We start from the raw sequence: 19,536 nt of genomic DNA on the forward strand, positions 1-19,536 counted from the left end.
AAAACATAAGATAATAGAATGAAAAAATGTAAGTTTCTTTTAATAACAATACTGTTATTTTTTCAGCTGTGTAATTCTCAGGTCGGTATTAATACCAGTAATCCTCAAAAAAAATTTCACGTAGATGGAAACAGGGACAATCCTGCAACAGGAATTCCTAACAATATCCAGACTGCAAATGACTTCACGATAGATTCAAACGGAAATGTAGGAGCCGGAACAATTACTCCGCTCGTAAAATTGGATCTGCGTTCTGCAGGAAGCAACAATTCTTTAGCCATAGGAAATACCACACAAACAGCAACACAAGTCTCCGCCGGTGCTGTACGCTATGCCCCTGTAAACGGAGGGGTAATTCAATATTCCGACGGAACGGCATGGTTTCAGCTAAAAACGCCTGATATCGAAAAAACAAATGTGGTGGCGAGAATCCGTGCAGCTGCCTTTCAGGCACAATATCAGTTTCCTTACAATACGGATAAAAAGGTTACCCAATTTGAAGAATTTACAGATAATAAAAATGCATTCGATCCGTCATCCGGAGAGTTTACGGCACCCCGTAACGGAATATACCTTTTGACATTCACTTACGATATGGTGAGATATTGGGTATTGAAAGGAGGTGTCATAGAAGTTGATTTTGTAAAAATCACAGAAACCGGAGCTACCTCTGTCGAAAAAAGATGTGTCCGCAGTTTAGCCTCTTACGGTGATAATTCCAGTGTTACTTACGCCCGTCAGTCGCAGATAGGAGGATCCTGTGTAGGCGCAATACCTCTTACTACCAACGAAAAAGTTTATGCAACCATAAGACAGACTACTTATAACGGAAATCTAAGCATGAGACTTCCCTCCTCCACCGCGGTAAACGATCTCTCCAATCCAGAGCAGGGTTTTAACCATTTAACGATAACCGAACAATAATGATGAAATATATTATACTGATAGGATTTTTACTATTTGGCAAGATCTCCGCACAAAATGTAGGAATAGGCACGTCAAATCCCGAAAATGTTTTACACGTAGATGCCAAAAAAAATAATCCTCAAATTCCGTCAGCTGATGCAAGTTATTATTATGATGATATAGTAATTAATGAAAACGGATTTCTGGGAATAGGAACCAAAAACCCTGTAACGCGGGTTGATGTACGCTCAAAAGGAGACAATAATGCCATTGCTGTCGGAAACACTTCCCAAACCGCCGCAAATGCGGGCGCAGGCGCAGTTCGATACAATGGAACCAATCTAGAATATTCTGACGGAATAACATGGATTGTATTGCCCGTAGTAACCCCCAATGCATTTGTCCTTGCGGGTAAGGTTTCCAGCCAGTCTGTTAATGACAATACTACTTCAACCGTGGTAAACTGGTCTGAGAACAAAGATTTAACGGAGAGTTTTAATCCCGCCACAGGCATCTTTTCAGCAAATAAAGACGGGCGATATCTGGTTACTTTCAATTTCGAATTTCAGACAGCGACTTTAGGAACCAATGCATACGTAGAAGCTATCATTACCAGCAACAGAACCAATAATAATATACAGACTTTTAAATGTGTTTCTTCTTATCCTGGAAGTTCCAACAGCAATATTTCTGCTTCAGGAGCGTGTACCGCCATTTTTAACCTGAAACAAAACGACACAGTAAATGTACAGGTAAAAAATGTTACCGGCGGAAACAAAATTATTGCTTCCGACCCGGCAAAAACAACATTAACGATTTTCGGTATTTAAAAAAAATGAAAAATGAAAAAAAAATATCTCTTACTCCTCATTATTTTTGCATTTCAAGATATCTCCGCTCAGTTGGGTATTGACACTTCTGTACCTGTAGGAATATTTCATGTTGATGCTTCAAAAAACAATCTCAACGCAGTTCCTACAAGCACCACTGTTGTAGACGACTTTATCATATCAAATTCAGCAGGTACAGAAGGCTACATCGGCATAGGAAACAGTTCGCCAAAAGTAAAACTGGATGTAAGGACTACAGCAGGAAACAACAGCGCCATAGGCATCGGTAATACTACTCTTACCGCAGACGCAGCCAAAGAAGGCGCTTTGCGGTACAACGGAACTATACTGCAATACAGCAACGGCTTAGAGTGGGTAAACATAGAAAGTACCACAAACTCTAACAAATCTGTAGTTATTGCAAATAAAACAGATACACCGAATATTCCTCACAGAACGTCTTATTATTTCGGATGGAATAAAATTTATGATTCTAATAATAATTTTACAGCAGGATCAAACGGCGCCGGGGAAACAAATCCTACGGGAGGATATTTTACTGCACCTCGGACAGGAAATTATCTGGCAACTTTTACTTTTGCTGCCAATACATTGGTTCAGGCTTTTCAAAATACAACATTTGACGATCCTAACCAAATTGAAGCTATATGGGAAGTAAGAAGTGATGCGACAACTATCCTAAACCGCCTGAAATGCGCCAACAATTTTCCTGCAAACAGCCGCAATTCAAGTGGAACTGTTATTTCTACGCTTGTCGGCAGCAACTGTACCGTTACTGTACATTTAACAGCTGGACAAAGACTTTATCCTTTGGCTTGGGTAGACTTGAACCCCGGAATCGGAGTTAATCTGATTAATGATTCTTCATATAACACTCTTACAATCGTTGAGCAATAAATGTAGCGCAAAATTGATGACGCAAAAATATAAATACCTACGAATTTCACTGAAAACCGGAACTATGACTCAATAAGTGGATAATTTTAACAATTTAAAAGCTATTATTCTTATTTTAAAAGAACACAGATACTATATACTATTAAGAAAATCAGCAAGAGGGAGGGAGTATATTTCCTCCTTTTTAATGTTAAGTACCTTGTTACGAAGTTTAAAAACGTCTATCTTCTCCTTATCATTTTACTGCGATCAAATAAATCTGCATTTATGTGAGCTCCTCTGATCAATTTTTTTATCTTTGAAAAATTCAGAAATTTTCTAAATCTTTTATGGAAACCCAAAAATATACTCCAAAAAATAAAGTCAGAATCGTGACGGCTGCGTCGCTATTCGACGGTCATGATGCTGCGATTAATATTATGCGCCGTGTGATTCAGGGAACAGGATGCGAAGTTATCCACCTTGGACACGATAAATCGGCAGAAGAAGTTGTAAATACTGCGATTCAGGAAGATGCAAACGCTATTGCGTTAACTTCTTATCAGGGCGGTCATAACGAATATTTTAAATATATCTATGATCTTTTAAGAGAAAAAAATTCGCCACAGATTAAAATTTTTGGCGGCGGCGGCGGTGTAATTCTGCCTGAAGAAATCGAAGATATCATGTCTTACGGAATCGACCGAATTTATTCTCCGGATGATGGTCGTGAACTTGGTTTGCAGGGAATGATCGACGATTTGGTTCAGAAATCAGATTTCGCAACAGGAAAAGATATTGATGTAAAAGATCTGGACTCCATCAGTTTTGAAAATTCGACAAGCATAGCCAAAATCATTTCGGCAGTTGAAAATTTTTCAGAAGAAAAACCGGAACTGGTAAAAGCGATCGACGAAAAATCAAAAGACTTACATATTCCGATTATCGGAATTACAGGAACCGGAGGAGCGGGAAAATCTTCTTTAACAGACGAATTGGTAAGACGTTTCCTGCGTTCAAACACCGATAAAAAAATTGCGATCATTTCGATCGACCCTTCTAAAAAGAAAACAGGAGGTGCACTTTTGGGAGACAGAATCCGTATGAACGCAATTAATGATCCAAGAGTGTATATGCGTTCAATGGCAACGAGAGAAAATAACGTTTCTGTTTCTCCGTTCATTCATTCTGCATTAAATGTGCTGAAACTGGCTCATCCCGATGTTATCATTCTGGAAACTTCAGGTATCGGACAATCCGGCTCGGAAGTATCTGATTTTGCAGATGTTTCAATGTATGTAATGACTCCGGAATACGGAGCTTCCACACAGTTGGAGAAAATCGATATGCTGGATTATGCAGATTTGGTTGCTTTAAATAAATCTGACAAACGTGGCGCTCTTGATGCCCTTCAAGCCGTAAGAAAACAGTTCCAGAGAAACCATCTTTTATGGGAACAGCCATTGGATGAAATGCCTGTGTATGCTACAAAAGCATCTCAGTTCAACGATCACGGAACAACAGAATTATACAACAGACTGGTTGCAAAAGTCAACGCTAAATTTGCTGATTTAAATTTACAATCGTTTGTTGAACAGGAAATTACAGACGAAGTAACCATTATTCCTCCCAAAAGAGTGCGTTACCTTTCTGAAATTGTTGAAAACAACAGACAGTACGATGCTAATGTTGAAAAACAGGCTGAACTGGCAAGAAAAATGTATCATATTGAAGGGGTTAAAAATTTCCTTTCCAATGAAACTTTAGATGCTGAATATCAGAAAGCAGAAAAAGAACTTCAACAGGAAAACATCGACTTCCTTAAAACATGGGATGATACGAAAGAGGCTTTCAAAGCTGAATTTTATTCCTATTTCGTAAGAGGAAAAGAAATCAAGGTGGAAACCTCAACAGAATCTTTATCCCACCTAAGAATTCCGAAAATTTCTTTACCGAAATACAACGACTGGGGTGATCTGATTAAATGGAAAGGACAGGAAAACCTTCCGGGAAGTTTCCCTTATACTGCGGGAATTTATCCTTTCAAAAGAACTGGAGAAGATCCTACGAGAATGTTTGCAGGAGAAGGAGGTCCTGAAAGAACCAACAGAAGATTCCACTACGTGTCTGCGGAAATGCCTGCCAAACGTTTATCTACGGCTTTTGACTCGGTAACTCTTTACGGACAGGATCCTGCTTTACCGCCGGATATTTATGGTAAAATCGGAAATGCAGGCGTTTCTATTGCCACTTTGGACGATGCTAAAAAGCTTTATTCAGGATTTGATCTGGTGAATGCATTAACTTCGGTTTCAATGACGATTAACGGACCTGCACCGATGTTGCTGGCTTTCTTTATGAATGCAGCCATCGATCAGAATGTGGAGAAATACATTATTGAGCATAAGCTTGAAGCAAAGGTTGAGGAAGTTTTGAAAGCGAAATTCGACGATAAAGGTTTAGAAAGACCAAAATACAACGGAGAATTGCCGCCTTCCAATAATGGTTTAGGATTAAAATTATTGGGAATTACAGGAGATGAAGTCATTCCTGCCGATGTGTATGCAGAAATTAAAGCAAAAACCATCGCAACTGTTCGTGGAACTGTTCAGGCAGATATTTTAAAGGAAGATCAGGCTCAGAATACCTGTATTTTCTCTACTGAATTTGCTTTGAGATTAATGGGCGATGTTCAGGAATATTTCATCAAAGAAAAAGTAAGAAACTTCTACTCTGTTTCCATTTCAGGATATCATATTGCGGAAGCAGGAGCCAATCCGGTTTCTCAGTTGGCATTTACTTTGGCAAATGGTTTCACGTATGTTGAATATTATCTGTCAAGAGGAATGGATATCAACGATTTTGCACCGAACTTATCGTTCTTCTTCTCGAATGGTATCGACCCTGAATATTCGGTAATCGGACGTGTGGCAAGAAGAATCTGGGCAAAAGCGATGAAACTGAAATACGGGGCCGACGAAAGAAGCCAGATGCTGAAATACCACATCCAGACTTCGGGACGTTCTCTTCACGCTCAGGAAATTGATTTCAACGATATCAGAACCACTTTACAGGCGTTGTATGCAATTTACGACAACTGTAATTCATTGCACACCAATGCTTATGACGAGGCAATTACGACTCCTACTGAGCAATCGGTAAGAAGAGCAATGGCAATTCAGTTGATTATCAATAAAGAGTTAGGATTGGCGAAAAATGAAAATCCGCTACAAGGTTCATTTATTATTGAAGAATTGACGGATTTGGTGGAAGAAGCCGTGTACGCAGAATTCGACAGAATTACGGAAAGAGGCGGTGTTTTGGGTGCGATGGAAACGATGTACCAACGTTCGAAGATTCAGGAAGAATCAATGCATTACGAATGGCTGAAACATACCGGGGAATATCCGATTATCGGGGTAAATACTTTCCTTGGAAAAGACGGTTCGCCAACGGTTCGTCCGGGAGAAGTCATCCGTTCAACGGAGGAAGAAAAGCAGTTCCAGATTGAAATGCTTCATAATTTCCAGAAATCCAATGAAGACAAATCGGAAGCCGCTCTGAAAACACTGCAACACGCCGCGATCAATCAGCAAAACTTATTCGAAGTGATGATGGACGCTGTGAAATACTGTTCTCTTGGACAGATTACCAATGCTTTGTTTGAAGTGGGTGGTAAATACAGAAGAAATATGTAAATATAATAAGAGCTGTACAAATTTGTACAGCTCTTAATAAATGATTGAAATAATAATAAAATCGATTAATTATTTAAACTATCTAAATCAAGCTCAGGATAATGTTCTTTTGCATACCAAACAAATTCATCTAATGAACCTTTAAATTTCTTAACAAATTCTATAAGTTCATTTTTTGGTTTTCTGTAAGTCTGATAGATTTTCTTAACAATCGCCTTTCTTGTACCATTTTTTAATTTAAAAATAAATTTACTATCAGTAGTAAGAGGTTTTTTTCTATTAAGAATTTCAAGAGAAAGATAATTTCTTGCAATAAACCAATTATAAAGATTCACATATGCTCTGCCACCACTAATTATAAATTTAGGCAATAATATTATGGGTTTTCCCGCAAAATTTGGCAAATTAACTTTTTTTGTTTCCCATTTTTTAGTAATTGCATTATAAAATTCAATTATTTCAGCAACAGTAGCAACCTTATATTTAGTACAAATCTTTAAAGTAAAATTAGCAAAAATATCTCTGCAAACATTTGCTATAATGTCTGACATAATATCCTGTCCAATGCCTTTTACAAGAAGCAAAACAAAATGTGCTTCATTTGTAATTGCAGCATTTTGTTTTGCTAATACATTATTTCTTAAGGCATCATAAATCACTTCTGCTCTTACATCAGAAACTGCTTTACCTTTATTTCTATCAGAGTATCCTAAATGATATTCGTTAGGTTCATGTAAATGAGAAAGAAATTCAATTCCTTCACTTCTTTTATTCGGTTTAATAAAATCTCTATTGAGCTTTATTAAAAATTGATGAACTCTCTCATATACTTCAAAAGCAATAGGATTGGCTAATTTATTGTTCTCAATTAAAAATGGGCAGATAAATGCCTCTAAATCTTCCCCTAAGGGAATATCTACAAAGTCTATATTTCTTTTCTTTAACTTTGTAAAGTAAGTATTGAATGTTTCCATTTCTTGTTTAATGAAATTAATAACTCTAACGTTCGTGAGTGTTAAAACCGAATTTTATTTTGGAAAAAAGAAACATTTGAAGTACATTTGTAAAACAAAAGTAGATGAGGTAATCTCACTTCTTCTTAAATAATTTTGTTAAAAAATTAGGGGTCGCAATCCAAATTAAAAACAAAATTTGATAAATTTTCCTCGGCTGTTTATTCAGCCTTTTTTTATATTTTCTTTCCCTCGATATTACTTTTTTCTTTTAGTCAAAATAAAGAACTCTGTTCCCTCAGAATTCTCTTTTTTTATATCATATATATAACTTTTATTTTTATAGTCAATCCCTCTTTTATCAAAAACATTTTTCAGATTTATATAATAATACATACCTGCTTTTGAAATTTTAAAAGCATTATTCTCGACATCAGATTTAACCATATATATACTATCATCATTGGCATCATTATTATTAAATCCAACTTTAAAAAAACAATCTTCTCTAATTCCCATAAAATCTTCGGCTCCAGAAGAAAACCCAAGCTTTCCGGTCTTGTGTATTGTTGCCTTTATAGAACCTCCAACCTTATTAGGGTCTTCAAATGAAACGAAATCTAAAACACCCATGTTAATATTTTCTACAAAAATAATAAAAATATTTTAAAAATCAAAATACATAAAAAAAATTATTAGATTGCCATCTAATTACATTCCCGTTTTCCATAAAAAAATTAACACATTCAATCTTATTACTTAATCATTTACTTAATCATTTCCTTAAAATTCATTACCCATCAATCACATCTTTTAACAATAAACCCCTCACAGAAATTCTATGAGGGGTTTAGTTTATTTAAAACCATCTTAATTCTGGCTTAGCAAAACAATATTCAGCGAAGCATCTGAAATATTAGCAGCCGCTCCGTCAGAATATATATAAAGTCTTAACTGATCATTTTTATTAAAATAAGCAATTCTTGTATAAAGCATTGTCCAGCGGTTTCCGGGATTCGTGTCCCAGATTCCTTCAGGAATATCCGAGTTAGACGTATTTACCGCCTGAAACACATTCCTACTTGCGCTTCCGTCTATCAGTCTTATACTCGATTTGATGAGATACGTTCCTGAATTAGGCACGGTATAAGTGTTGGTTGCGGGAGTCCAGATTCCTCCGCCTACATTTTTACTGACGGTTGAAAGCGGAACTGTTGTAAATGCTCCTGAATTAATTGTAGCCGCCGTAGCAGAACCGTCTCCGTTTCCTAAAGAAGCAATAAAAACCGCGGTCCCTGTTTTGGCAACTACCGACTGCCATGCAGTACCGTCAAAATAATAATATCCAACCGTCGTAATCTGTGCTGTAGCAGCTACGGTAGAACCACCTGCAACACTGGTAATGTAAAGCAAAGCTCCTACATGATTGGAATTATACCCTGTTTTTGCGTTCAGTTGGGCCAATGTTATTCTGGGAGCTCTCATTCCGTCGGCTTTAGCTACAGTAGAAGCCACTCCGTTTACATCCAGAGTCATTTGCGGGGTAACAGAATTAATCCCCACATTCTGAGCATTCATCTCGCTCAAAAATAAAATAGAAAGAATAAAAAAAATCTTTTTCACGGTCACAAAAATTAGCAGGTGCAAATATATAACATTATTACCCACCATAAATCCTTATAACTGACTAAAATAAAATTATATATGAACTTTTATTAACATTTAATTAAAATAATCTAATACAATGCAAACAACCATAATTTCAATAAATATATACAAAAGTCAACTGACTTTTGAATCAATCTGATTATTTTTGAAAAACATTACCTAAACAATGAAACCGAAAGCCATTTTCAACTGGAGCAGCGGAAAAGATTCTGCTTTAGCTTTATATAAAATTTTAAAGGAAGAAAAATTTGAAGTCACGTCTCTGCTTACAAGCATTAATAAAGAATTTCAGAGAATCTCCATGCATGGCGTTCATGTTTCGCTGTTGGAAAAACAGGCAGAAAGTTTAGGCTTTCCTCTCATTAAAATGGAACTTCCGAAAGAACCTACAATGGAAGAATACCGTGAGCTGATGAACAAAATGATGAATGATCTGAAATCTCAAGGCATTACCCATTCTGTTTTCGGGGATATTTTTTTGGAAGATTTAAAGAAATACCGCGAAGACCAGTTACGCTCCATCGGAATGGAAGGAGTCTTTCCGTTATGGAAAATCAATACAACCGACCTCATCCGTGAATTTTTAGATCTTGGCTTTAAAACCATTGTTACCTGCGTGAACGAAACCTATCTCGATAAAAGTTTTGCCGGAAGAATTATTGATGAAGACTTCATTAAAGATTTACCTGAAAATGTAGATGTATGCGGAGAAAATGGCGAATTTCATACTTTTACTTTTAACGGACCTCTTTTTAAAAATCCCGTTGAGTTTGAAATCGGAGAAATTGTAAAAAAAACATATCCAAAACCGAAATCTGATGAAAACAGCGAAGATGACGAATACGTTTTCTGGTTCTGCGATCTGATTGTAAAATAATTCCGTTTTTCTACACGGAAAGAGACTGGATTACAAACTGTACAACAAAAGTTATTCTTTGTACAGCAGCAAATACGATATTCATTACATCCCGAAACCTTATACTAAATTTTTCACCGAAAGTGATCTTGTAAAAGACATTTTTATTGTTTTTATAAAATAACGATCCTTCAATAAAAATTTATTTTAATTAAATATTTCTCATTCACCGACACATTTTTACTGTTTACCTCAAATTATTTTTTCAATGTTAACTAAAAATTAATTTTGAAATATAAATTAATTTGACAATGAAAATAGCAAAACCTTTCAGTAAAATGATGTGTTTGCTTTTATTTGTGTTTGCTGCAGTTTCCTTTGCACAGACAACAATAAAAGTTACCTATTACACGGGTTCCACACAGAACTACACGATTGAAAACAGCGGAAAACTTTACTTTTCAGGCAGCAATTTGTTGGTGAAAACCGCGAGTTCCGCTTCCGATATTTCTATCCCGACCGGTATTATCCGGAAAATTACTTTTTCGTCAGCTATTTTAGCCACTCAGGAAATCGGGATAAATAAAGACCAGATCAGGTTATACCCGAATCCTTCCGCAGAATTCATCAGAATAACATCAGACAAAAAAGAATCTTTAAAAGTGAAAATCTATTCTGCTGAAGGAAGACTTGTTCTGTCGGGAACTTATCAACCCAATGAAGACATCAATATCAGCAGCTTCAGAGAAGGCTTTTATCTGGTGCAGGTTAATAACACAACTTTAAAACTGATCAAAAAATGAGAAAGCATTTATATATAGTAATTGCGTTTATTTTGTCTTTTGGACTAAAAGCCCAAAGCAATATTGTGGCGCATAATTCGGGAAATAATATGTACGCTTCCCCTACTCCGGTTGTCGACAGTATTAAATTTGACTCAAATTATACAAAATTTCACATCAACGGAGCTTCAACAAGTTTAGACTTACCGAAAAGCATCGTTGACAGTTTAACCTTCTCTCCTACTGCGGTTAACTTAACCAAAATTTATATCATTTACAAAGGTTCGGAAAACGCAACCATTATCAATCCTTATTCTAATCAGGGGGTTAATATTACGGCAACAGGCGGAACGGTGAATATTGTTTCAACAGCAACCATCAATAATTTAGAATATAATTTACTTGGAACAAGCACAACAGGAAGTCTCACGATGAACTCTTCTCTTCCCGCAAGTTTTGTAATGAATAATTTAAATCTTACCAACGCTTCCGGACCTGCCATTAATATTACGGGCGGACAAACTCATACATTTACAATTCAGGCAGGGACAACAAATTCGTTAACAGACGGTTCTTCAAGCACAAAAAACGGGACATTACAAACCGACGGAAAAATAATTTTTACAGGAACAGGAACTTTAAGCATTAAAGGAATTAAAAAGCACGGCGTTTCCACTTCGGCAGGAATTGAAGTTCAGAACGGAAATATTACGGTAACTTCCGCCGCATCAGACGGTTTTCATTCAGAAGGTTATGTCATGAGCAGCGGAACGGTAAACATCACAGCAACCGGAGACGCAATTGATGCAGGAGATACAGCAATCTCTATTTCGGGAGGAAATGTAACCGCAACTTTAGCTTCAGCCGATGTAAAAGCGATAAAAACAGGAACTTCAACCATCGGAATTTCGGGAGGCACATTTAATTTAACTTTAACAGGTGCACAATCGAAAGCCATCAGTGCAAAAGGAAATATTACTTTCGACGGTGGAAATATTACTGCTTCACTTTCGGGAGCAGCCGTTCTTACCGCTTCAGGAAGCGGCTACGATCCTTCGTATTCCACAGCCATAAAAACCGATGCAAGCGTTATTGTAAACGGAGGAACCTTCAATCTTTCTTTAGCTTCTACGGCAAACGGAGGGAAAGGAATTTCAGCCGCTCAGAATATCACAGTCAATAATGGAAATTTAACGATTACAACGGCAGGAAACGGAGCTACTTACACCAATACAACGGGCGTTTTGGATTCCTATTCTTCTTCCGCCATTACTGCAGACGGAAATCTTCTGATTAATGCAGGTTCGGTGACGACAACAAGTTCGGGAACAGGAGGAAAAGGCTTAAAAGCAGACGGAACGATAACGATAGGAAGTTCAACGGGGAATCCTGTTTTACTGATTAAAACGACAGGAGCCAGATTTTTAGTATCCGGAACAGATTACAGTCACCCGAAAACTTTGGTTGCAACCGGAGCCGTTACAATCAACAACGGAAGCAATACGTTTAATTCTACAGATGACGGGATTCATTCGGATGCCTCGGTTACCATAAATGGCGGAACAAATACGGTTTCTGCAATTTCTTCCACTTCGGGAGTCGGTGAAGGTGTAGAAGCGCCCATCATTACTTTAGCAGGAGGAGTAAACAATATTACGGCTTCCAATGACGGAATTAATGCAACCTACGGAACGGTTGCCGGAGGAACGGAATCTAATGACAACAGCCATCTGTACATTACCGGAGGAATTAATATCGTAGCAGGAAGCGACGCGATCGACAGTAACGGAAATATCACCATTACAGGCGGAACAACTATTGTAAACGGACCGACAAGCCAGCCGGAAGAAGGAATTGATTACAACGGAACTTTTTTAATGAACGGAGGTTTTCTGATTTCTGCGGGATCGAATGCAAGTATGACTAAAGCAATGGGAGCTGCTTCCACACAGGTAAGTATGTTCCTGAAATCCAGCGCACAACTTGCAGCCACTTCTATACTGCATATTGAAAATGCTTCGGGAACGGAAATGGTAACCTTCAAGCCTAAAAACGGAGTGTATTATTTCCATTTTTCCAGTCCGAATATTGCAAACAGTACTACTTATAAGGTTTATTTTGGCGGAAGTTATACCGGCGGAAGCTATGTAGGAGGAACTTCAGGATGGGGATTATACACCGGAGGAACTTATTCTACTTCCGGAGGAACGCTTAAAAGTACCTTTACCACTTCAGCAACCAATACCGTAAATACAGTATCATTCTAATTATCATTTTAATAATTTACAACAAGCCTCTTAATGAAAATTAGGAGGCTTTTTCGTAACAGGGGCATAAAAATTGCTTCCTGAAAGAAAAACAATAAATGATTAAAAAATTACTTTTCTCTGCTCTTTGTGCTTTGATTTCTGTCAGTTTAATTTCCTGTCAAAAAGAGATTACATTTATTCCATCCGAAAAAAAAGTGGACAAACAGGCAATTGCAGACAGTACGATCATTGCTTTTGAAAAAAGTCTTCTGAAAAACCAGATCGATTCTGTTTTCAAAAAATATCAGTTTAACGGAAGTGTGGCGGTTTTCAAAGATTCGGTTGAGCTGTACAGAAAAAATCAGGGCTTTGCAGATTTTAAAGATCAGTTAAAAATGAATGACAGTACTGTTTTTGCCATCGGTTCTGTAAGCAAACAATTTACCGCTGTTTTAATTCTGCTTCAGATGGAACAGGGAAAACTGAATGTAGACGATAAAGTTTCAACGTATTTAAAGGAGTTTCAAAATAAAAATTACGAAAACATTACCATTCATCAGCTTCTGAACCATACTTCGGGACTGAATACTTTAGGCGGAAAGCTCCAGTTTAAAAGCGGAACAGATTTCTTTTATTCCAACGACGGTTTTAATACATTGGGAAAAATTGTGGAAAAAGTTTCGGGTAAATCGTATGACGAAAATGTTTTGGATTTACTTAAAACAGCCGGAATGAATCATTCTTCAACTGCGACTTCTTTTGAGGGAGAAAACTTTGCCGGAGCTTATTTAGGCAACAGAAAAAAATTCGAAAAGATCCAGAATATGCCGAAAAGACTCGCCAGTAAAGATATCGGAGTTCCTGCAGGCGGAATTTTATCCACCATTAACGATCTTCATGTGTGGAACACTGCTTTATACAGCGGAAAAATCCTCCGTCCTGAAACACTGAAAAAGTTTGAATCTAAAAGTGCAGAAAGACATCATGCGATTTTCGGGAAAATGGGTTACGGCTACGGAATTATGAGCAACATCGGAAAACCGTCGGCATTTTTCCACAGCGGTTACGTTAAAGGTTCTCCTTCATTAAATATCTTTTATCCGGAAACAAAAACTTCGGTTATTATTCTTTCCAATATCGCCGATGAGGAACAGGGAAAAGGATTTACTTTTAAACCTCACGTTGAGATCAAAAAAATTACAGATGCTCTGGAAAGCACTATTTCGGAGATGAATTCTTCAAAAGGAAATGCAATGAAGATGTAAATTATTCAGCAGAAAGATTCAGGAACTCTTTCATTTTTTCTAATGATTTTTTATGTTCAAAAAAATTAATCATCACGAAAATAATCATCACCTGAACAATAAAAGGAAGGATTAAGGTGATCAGAACATAAACAATTTCATCGTGGTTATGTTCTCTGAAATACAGATACGGATAATTTCCTTCTTTAGAAACGATCTGTCCCATAATTCCGATCATGGAAATAGTGACTGCCGCATTCTGCTGATACATGGTATAATATAATTTACCTTTGTATTTGTAATCAGACTTAATGTATTTAAGCATTTTGTAATGCAGAGCCCTGATCGCGACAGGAAACAGAATAAACAACCCGTTCTGTATTTGGAAAAATAAAGAATAGGTTTCGGCATCCTTCATCAGAAAAACAGATGCAAAATTCACCGCAGCTGAAACCAACCCCAATAACAAGGATTTTTTGAAAATACTGAAATACCTTTCTTTTACGATTTTCTTCACAATTACTGGAATCTCTTCTGAAAAAAATGCGGAATACGTTGTACGTTTAAACTCACTTTCCCACAATTTCCGGGTTTTATGAAAAGCATCCTGAAAATTTAAATTTTCTTCCGTCTGAATATCTGCAACCTGGGAAATCATGTGATCTTTCACTTCCAGCAAAATATCCAGAGGAAGCTTATGAAGCATAAGATAATCTGTAATTTCCTGTTCCTGTTCTTTTGAAAACATCTTATTTATTTTAAATCTTCAACTGATTAAATCGTTAAAAAATTATTCATCTTCGTCATTGTCTTTTTATGTTCGAAAAAATTAATCAGCACGAAGATCACAGTGGTATGCAGTATATAAGGTATGATTAGAGCAATCAGCAATGAAAATACCGATACAGGATCATCTGTTCTGAAAAACCGGAAAACATATTTATCCTCCCGCAGAATAAGCTGAAAGGAGATATTAAGCGTCAAAACAAAAAGTCCCAGATTCTGCTGATAGATCGTAAAGAAAGATTTTCCCTGATATTTAAAATCTTTTTTTACATATTTTCTCAAATTTTTATTAAACAGCCATAATAAAAAAGGAACCATTACAAAAAGTGAATTATACAGCCTGAAAAGATCACTGTAAGTTTCCTGATCGGTTGAAAAATAGATCAAAAGGAGATTTACTGTAAAAGAAGCCAGCCCGAAAATCAACGATTTTTTAAAAATGCTGCGATACTTTACCTTCGCAATTCTCTTTACAATAACCGGAATCTGTTCTTGGTAAAAAATAGAGTAACGCGTCATTTTAAATTCACTTCCCCATAACTTTTTCGTTTTAAGAAAAGCTTCATCGAAACCCACATTTTCCTCCATCTGAATATCGGCAATCTGAGAGATCATATGATCTTTCACCTCAACTAAAATATCCAGAGGAAGCCTGTGAAAAATAAGATAATCCGTAATTTCCTGTTCGTGTTTTTCAGTTATCATGTTATCTAAGAGTAAAGTTTTTTATAATTTAATTTTTTAATATTTTCCTTTAATGAAAAATAGGAGAACAAATAAAGTGTGAGAAATAAAACTCCGGCAATCATGCTTTTTGCAAAAACATATCCCGTAATTTCTGTATGAGAATGATTATTTACAAAATCATAAATCATGTTGTTTGAATTCTTTGGTAAATCAATCAGATTATCAGCAACAACCGTAAGAAAAAATACAAAAAGCGGATGTACAAAATTGTTTAACACTATATTTTTCTGAAAGTTTATTTTTTCCAGACGCTTCTGACTGATATACATTCCTACAATAATAAATGGCGAAATAAAAAATACGGCTTTTACAATTTTATGAATTCCCAGATATACATATCTGTTTGTAAAAAATGCCAAAATGATTTCAGAACCAATAAAAGCCAGAGCAAATAAAAGAGATTTCAGAAACAGGTTTTTATTAGATGCCTTATCAATTTCATAAGCGAGCCTGGTAATTTTCTGACCCGAGAATATATTCTTTCTTACCATCACCATATCTTTACTCCAGCTCATTTTCATCCTTTCAAAAGCTTCTTCAAAAGCTAAATTTTCATCGTTCTGGATATCAAGAATTCCGGAAATCATGTGATCCTTGATCTCATTTAAAAGTTTTCCAGAAATCTTCTTTTTCAACAAATATTTTTCGATTTCTCTTTCCTGAAAGAAGGTTATCATATATTAAAAATCGTATTGAGGTTAAATAAATAATTTTTCATTTCTGCTTCCTGTTCTGCCTGCTGCTTTTTCCCTTTTTCGGTCAGAAGATAGTATTTCCGGTCTCTTCCGTTGATCTTCTGGATTTCAGACAAAATCATTCCTTCCGCTTCCAGCTTATGCAAAAGCGGATACAGCGCACCTTCCGTCATTTCCAGTTCGCCCTGCGTAAGTTCTTTGGCGCGCTGCGTGATCTGGTATCCATACATCTTTACTTCCTTGGCAAGAAGCTTCAGGATGATGTTTTGGAGGGTTCCTTTATACAGACTGTTCTTTTTCAATATCTCATCTTTTATACCTAGCAAATCTATACATAATTTTCTTATGCATCATAATTAATTTTAAAATTCTTAATTTCAATCAATGAAAAAGATGTATTTCATCGCCATTTATCCGCCACAAAAAATTATTGAAGAAGTAAAAATATTCAAACAGGACTTTGCATTAAATTTTGACAATTCCAAAGCTCTGAAAAATGAAGCGCACATTACTTTGTTTCCGCCGTTTTCCAGAGAGGTCACATTAGAAAATGACATTCTGAAAGCTTTCCAGAAGATTGATACTGCTGTTTCTCCTTTTGAAATTGAACTGAATGGTTTCGGAAGTTTTGCCCACCCTAAAGATCCTGTGGTTTTTGTGAAACCTGAAAACAACGAACAACTCAATGATCTTTATCTTCGGATGAAGGAAATATTCAACTTTATCAATTATTCTTTCCACCCTCATGTAACGGTGGGTTTTCGAAATCTGACTTGGGAAAACTATCTGAAAGCATGGGAGAAATATCAAGAAAAAGAATACAAAACTAAATTCTTAGCTGATAAAATCACTTTGCTTCGACATGATGAAAACTGGATTCCTATTGCAGAAAAGAAAATGGGACTGCTGTAAAATATGATTCAAAAAATTTCATTCTTAAAAGTCTGAAAGTTCATATCTTTGAAGCAATGATTGCAGAGAAGATTATTTTAGGAATCGACCCGGGAACAACCGTGATGGGTTTTGGGATTATTTCCATAAAAAAAGGAAAAATGGAAATGATTTCCATCCATGAATTATTGCTGAAAAAGTATCCGAACCACGAAACCAAGCTTAAATATATTTTTGATAAAACTTTGGCGCTGATTGACGAATTTCATCCTGATGAGGTTGCTCTCGAAGCTCCTTTCTACGGAAAAAATGTTCAGAGTATGCTGAAATTAGGCCGCGCGCAAGGCGTTGCGATGGCGGCAAGTCTTCACAGAAACATCCCGATTACAGAATATTCTCCGAAAAAAATAAAAATGGCGATCACCGGAAACGGAAATGCCAGTAAAGAACAGGTTGCAGGAATGCTCCAAAGTCTTTTAAATCTGAAAGAATTTCCCACAAAATATCTCGATGCCTCCGATGGATTGGCAGTTGCGGTATGTCATCATTTTAATTCAGGAACGATTGCAGATACAAAATCTTACACCGGCTGGGAAAGCTTTTTAAAACAAAATCCGGATCGGCTGAAATAAAAATCACTCACAGATAAATATTTTGTGAGTGATTGAATGGTTTACTTTGTTTTGTATTCTTCGGGGGTAATTTTAAAATCGGCGGTCGGTTTTCCGTTTTTATCATAGTAACTATATACCATGGTAACATCATTATCCCTAAACTCTTTAATCTCCGGCGAAGTTTTAATAACTCTTAAAGCTCCTTCTTTTGCATTGTTTTTAAAAACTTGAATTTCTTCAGGACTTACACTTTCTTTTACATCGTCGGTTAGGGTATAATTATATTTAAAAATTTTCCCAGGCTGTACGGAAACGCTGTCGAGACGCACTCCGTCGGCAAGATTCTGCGGTGTCGTTTTGTTGATGTTTGCGGCAACTTCTTTCAGATCATCATCTATCGATTTTTCTTTGGTACAGGAAGTAAGCGCAAACGAAGCCATTGCCAGAGAAAGGCAGATTACATTTTTCATATTTTGATATTTAGTGATTATACATAAAGATAAGAATATTTTATTTAATAAATTTAATTGATTGATTTACAGTAAAATAATAAAACAAACCTATATACTTGGTAAAACATAATACTATCTTTTACATTGGTATGATTTTTAGTAGTACATTTGTATAAATTTTTCTATCATGAAAAACAACCAACAAACTATAAATCAGGTGAATCATAAAATAAACTGGTTCCAAAAGTTTCTGATGGTCTGTTCCGGAGGAAACATTCATATTCTGAGAAAAACTCCGAGCGAATGGAATAAATTCGCGGGAATCGGAGGAATTGTACTATTTACCGCTGTATTTGCAACGCTTTCCGCAGGTTACGCAATGTATACGGTTTTCGATGATATCTGGACAGCAATTGGCTTCGGTGTTTTATGGGGTTTAATGATTTTTAATCTGGACCGATACATCGTTTCTTCCATCAAAAAAACAGGAACATGGTGGAATCAGATTTTAATGGCAATTCCCAGATTAATTCTGGCGACTTTTTTAGGAATTATTATATCTAAACCTCTTGAACTTAAAATTTTTGAAAAGGAAGTAAACAAACAACTGAATACAATCATTCAGAGAAATAAAAAACAGCTTCAGGGCGAGATGAACGGAAGAATCCTTCAGCAAAGCGGACCTTTTGAGACTGAAAAGAAACAAATCTCCGATAAAATCGCCAACTATCAAAAATCTTATGATTCCGCTTCTGTAGAGCTTGAAAAAGAAATTTTAGGAAAGCAATCCGGATTAACAAGCGGGAAAGAAGGTTTCGGTCCCAATGCAAAACGAAAGCAGGAACTGAAGGAGCAGAGAAGACAGGATCTGGAAAATTACCAGAAACAGGTTGCTCCCAGACTTGAATATTTAGATAAAGAAATTTCTAAAGTATATACCAATTTAGAAACAGAGAGAAAATCTACCGAGACTTTTGAAGATAAATTCAATGGTTTTGCAGCAAGATTACAGGCTTTGGACGAACTGGGAAAAAACTCCGCCATTATCGGTTTAGCTGCCGCTTTTATTATGGGACTTTTTATATGTCTTGAAATTTCTCCGGTTTTGGTAAAACTAATTTCCCACGTCGGACCTTACGATTATCTTTTAGAAAAAACAGAAAATGATTTCAGATTATATTCAAAAGAAAAAGTGGAAAAAGGCAATGCCCTGACAGATTTCAGGATCGATGATTTTAAAAATAATTTAAATAAATAATTAAATATCA

Annotated in this window: 19 protein-coding genes; 11 read left to right on the plus strand and 8 right to left on the minus strand. The window is 36.2% G+C overall.

Translation table 11 applies throughout. The features are described 5' to 3' along the window. Positions 1 to 18: 18 nt before the first annotated feature. The 4 genes from DD829_RS23080 to DD829_RS23095 all read left to right on the plus strand — a co-directional run bounded on the left by DD829_RS23080 (position 19) and on the right by DD829_RS23095 (position 6,331). Positions 19 to 924, plus strand: a complete 906-nt coding sequence (locus DD829_RS23080; protein ID WP_108410410.1) for a hypothetical protein — start codon at positions 19 to 21, stop codon at positions 922 to 924. Continuing rightward, positions 924 to 1,736: a hypothetical protein gene (locus DD829_RS23085; RefSeq protein ID WP_108410411.1), complete on the plus strand. Its 813-nt coding sequence runs from the start codon at positions 924 to 926 to the stop codon at positions 1,734 to 1,736. Before DD829_RS23080 ends, DD829_RS23085 begins: the two co-directional genes overlap by 1 nt. Before the next feature lie 12 nt (positions 1,737 to 1,748). Next, complete coding sequence (locus tag DD829_RS23090; protein WP_108410412.1) at positions 1,749 to 2,654, plus strand: hypothetical protein; 906 nt, start codon at positions 1,749 to 1,751, stop codon at positions 2,652 to 2,654. A 329-nt stretch (positions 2,655 to 2,983) separates the two neighbouring features. Beyond that, positions 2,984 to 6,331 carry a methylmalonyl-CoA mutase family protein gene (locus DD829_RS23095; protein ID WP_108410413.1) on the plus strand — a complete coding sequence of 1,116 codons (3,348 nt, stop codon included), beginning with the start codon at positions 2,984 to 2,986 and terminating at the stop codon, positions 6,329 to 6,331. Positions 6,332 to 6,396: 65 nt separating this feature from the next. Here DD829_RS23095 and DD829_RS23100 read toward each other — a convergent pair whose 3' ends face one another. The 3 genes from DD829_RS23100 to DD829_RS23110 all read right to left on the minus strand — a co-directional run bounded on the left by DD829_RS23100 (position 6,397) and on the right by DD829_RS23110 (position 8,907). Beyond that, positions 6,397 to 7,305 (minus strand): hypothetical protein, encoded by a 909-nt coding sequence (locus DD829_RS23100; RefSeq protein ID WP_116548207.1) that lies wholly within the window; start codon positions 7,303 to 7,305, stop codon positions 6,397 to 6,399. A 237-nt stretch (positions 7,306 to 7,542) separates the two neighbouring features. After that, positions 7,543 to 7,917: a hypothetical protein gene (locus DD829_RS23105; protein WP_116548208.1), complete on the minus strand. Its 375-nt coding sequence runs from the start codon at positions 7,915 to 7,917 to the stop codon at positions 7,543 to 7,545. 237 nt (positions 7,918 to 8,154) lie between these two features. Then, positions 8,155 to 8,907, minus strand: coding sequence for a hypothetical protein (locus tag DD829_RS23110; protein WP_116548209.1), 753 nt, complete (start codon positions 8,905 to 8,907; stop codon positions 8,155 to 8,157). Positions 8,908 to 9,118: 211 nt separating this feature from the next. Between DD829_RS23110 and DD829_RS23115 the strand changes: the two genes are divergently transcribed. The 4 genes from DD829_RS23115 (at position 9,119) to DD829_RS23130 (ending at position 14,104) form a co-directional block, all read left to right on the plus strand. Beyond that, positions 9,119 to 9,829 (plus strand): diphthine--ammonia ligase, encoded by a 711-nt coding sequence (locus DD829_RS23115; protein WP_108410460.1) that lies wholly within the window; start codon positions 9,119 to 9,121, stop codon positions 9,827 to 9,829. A 290-nt stretch (positions 9,830 to 10,119) separates the two neighbouring features. After that, a complete protein-coding gene (locus tag DD829_RS23120; RefSeq protein WP_087707136.1) occupies positions 10,120 to 10,611 on the plus strand; it encodes a T9SS type A sorting domain-containing protein in 492 nt (163 codons plus the stop codon). Further along, positions 10,608 to 12,857, plus strand: coding sequence for a carbohydrate-binding domain-containing protein (locus DD829_RS23125; protein WP_108410459.1), 2,250 nt, complete (start codon positions 10,608 to 10,610; stop codon positions 12,855 to 12,857). Before DD829_RS23120 ends, DD829_RS23125 begins: the two co-directional genes overlap by 4 nt. 98 nt (positions 12,858 to 12,955) lie before the next feature. Further along, positions 12,956 to 14,104: a serine hydrolase domain-containing protein gene (locus tag DD829_RS23130; RefSeq protein ID WP_108410458.1), complete on the plus strand. Its 1,149-nt coding sequence runs from the start codon at positions 12,956 to 12,958 to the stop codon at positions 14,102 to 14,104. A gap of 1 nt (position 14,105) precedes the next feature. Here the strand turns inward: DD829_RS23130 and DD829_RS23135 are convergent, their stop codons facing one another. From DD829_RS23135 to DD829_RS23150, 4 genes are read right to left on the minus strand one after another with little or no spacing between them, the layout of a single operon-like run. Next, positions 14,106 to 14,831: a hypothetical protein gene (locus DD829_RS23135; RefSeq protein ID WP_108410457.1), complete on the minus strand. Its 726-nt coding sequence runs from the start codon at positions 14,829 to 14,831 to the stop codon at positions 14,106 to 14,108. Positions 14,832 to 14,857: 26 nt separating this feature from the next. Next, positions 14,858 to 15,574 (minus strand): hypothetical protein, encoded by a 717-nt coding sequence (locus DD829_RS23140; protein ID WP_108409010.1) that lies wholly within the window; start codon positions 15,572 to 15,574, stop codon positions 14,858 to 14,860. A gap of 5 nt (positions 15,575 to 15,579) precedes the next feature. Beyond that, a complete protein-coding gene (locus DD829_RS23145; protein WP_108409011.1) occupies positions 15,580 to 16,293 on the minus strand; it encodes a hypothetical protein in 714 nt (237 codons plus the stop codon). Then, positions 16,290 to 16,613 carry a PadR family transcriptional regulator gene (locus DD829_RS23150; protein ID WP_076396392.1) on the minus strand — a complete coding sequence of 108 codons (324 nt, stop codon included), beginning with the start codon at positions 16,611 to 16,613 and terminating at the stop codon, positions 16,290 to 16,292. Before DD829_RS23150 ends, DD829_RS23145 begins: the two co-directional genes overlap by 4 nt. Before the next feature lie 82 nt (positions 16,614 to 16,695). Here DD829_RS23150 and DD829_RS23155 point away from each other — a divergent pair, with 82 nt between their 5' ends. Together DD829_RS23155 and ruvC are read left to right on the plus strand one after the other, a co-directional pair. Continuing rightward, positions 16,696 to 17,223, plus strand: coding sequence for a 2'-5' RNA ligase family protein (locus DD829_RS23155; RefSeq protein WP_108409012.1), 528 nt, complete (start codon positions 16,696 to 16,698; stop codon positions 17,221 to 17,223). Between the two features lie 56 nt (positions 17,224 to 17,279). Next, positions 17,280 to 17,834 carry a crossover junction endodeoxyribonuclease RuvC gene (ruvC, locus tag DD829_RS23160; RefSeq protein WP_076396396.1) on the plus strand — a complete coding sequence of 185 codons (555 nt, stop codon included), beginning with the start codon at positions 17,280 to 17,282 and terminating at the stop codon, positions 17,832 to 17,834. Between the two features lie 41 nt (positions 17,835 to 17,875). Here ruvC and DD829_RS23165 read toward each other — a convergent pair whose 3' ends face one another. Then, positions 17,876 to 18,286 (minus strand): hypothetical protein, encoded by a 411-nt coding sequence (locus DD829_RS23165; protein ID WP_116099400.1) that lies wholly within the window; start codon positions 18,284 to 18,286, stop codon positions 17,876 to 17,878. 169 nt (positions 18,287 to 18,455) lie between these two features. Here DD829_RS23165 and DD829_RS23170 point away from each other — a divergent pair, with 169 nt between their 5' ends. Next, the gene (locus tag DD829_RS23170; RefSeq protein WP_116548210.1) at positions 18,456 to 19,526 is read left to right on the plus strand and encodes a DUF4407 domain-containing protein; all 1,071 of its coding nucleotides are present in this window, start codon (positions 18,456 to 18,458) and stop codon (positions 19,524 to 19,526) included. Positions 19,527 to 19,536 lie beyond the last annotated feature (10 nt).

The organism is Chryseobacterium sp. HMWF035, assembly GCF_003094695.1.
Classification (GTDB): domain Bacteria; phylum Bacteroidota; class Bacteroidia; order Flavobacteriales; family Weeksellaceae; genus Chryseobacterium; species Chryseobacterium gambrini.

Coding starts and splice junctions, on each gene's coding strand:
- DD829_RS23080 (WP_108410410.1), top strand. CDS start 19: ATGAAAAAATGTAAGTTTCTTTTAATAACAATACTGTTATTTTTTCAG.
- DD829_RS23085 (WP_108410411.1), top strand. CDS start 924: ATGATGAAATATATTATACTGATAGGATTTTTACTATTTGGCAAGATC.
- DD829_RS23090 (WP_108410412.1), top strand. CDS start 1,749: ATGAAAAAAAAATATCTCTTACTCCTCATTATTTTTGCATTTCAAGAT.
- DD829_RS23095 (WP_108410413.1), top strand. CDS start 2,984: ATGGAAACCCAAAAATATACTCCAAAAAATAAAGTCAGAATCGTGACG.
- DD829_RS23100 (WP_116548207.1), bottom strand. CDS start 7,305: ATGGAAACATTCAATACTTACTTTACAAAGTTAAAGAAAAGAAATATA.
- DD829_RS23105 (WP_116548208.1), bottom strand. CDS start 7,917: ATGGGTGTTTTAGATTTCGTTTCATTTGAAGACCCTAATAAGGTTGGA.
- DD829_RS23115 (WP_108410460.1), top strand. CDS start 9,119: ATGAAACCGAAAGCCATTTTCAACTGGAGCAGCGGAAAAGATTCTGCT.
- DD829_RS23120 (WP_087707136.1), top strand. CDS start 10,120: ATGAAAATAGCAAAACCTTTCAGTAAAATGATGTGTTTGCTTTTATTT.
- DD829_RS23125 (WP_108410459.1), top strand. CDS start 10,608: ATGAGAAAGCATTTATATATAGTAATTGCGTTTATTTTGTCTTTTGGA.
- DD829_RS23130 (WP_108410458.1), top strand. CDS start 12,956: ATGATTAAAAAATTACTTTTCTCTGCTCTTTGTGCTTTGATTTCTGTC.
- DD829_RS23135 (WP_108410457.1), bottom strand. CDS start 14,831: ATGTTTTCAAAAGAACAGGAACAGGAAATTACAGATTATCTTATGCTT.
- DD829_RS23140 (WP_108409010.1), bottom strand. CDS start 15,574: ATGATAACTGAAAAACACGAACAGGAAATTACGGATTATCTTATTTTT.
- DD829_RS23145 (WP_108409011.1), bottom strand. CDS start 16,293: ATGATAACCTTCTTTCAGGAAAGAGAAATCGAAAAATATTTGTTGAAA.
- DD829_RS23155 (WP_108409012.1), top strand. CDS start 16,696: ATGAAAAAGATGTATTTCATCGCCATTTATCCGCCACAAAAAATTATT.
- ruvC (WP_076396396.1), top strand. CDS start 17,280: ATGATTGCAGAGAAGATTATTTTAGGAATCGACCCGGGAACAACCGTG.
- DD829_RS23165 (WP_116099400.1), bottom strand. CDS start 18,286: ATGAAAAATGTAATCTGCCTTTCTCTGGCAATGGCTTCGTTTGCGCTT.
- DD829_RS23170 (WP_116548210.1), top strand. CDS start 18,456: ATGAAAAACAACCAACAAACTATAAATCAGGTGAATCATAAAATAAAC.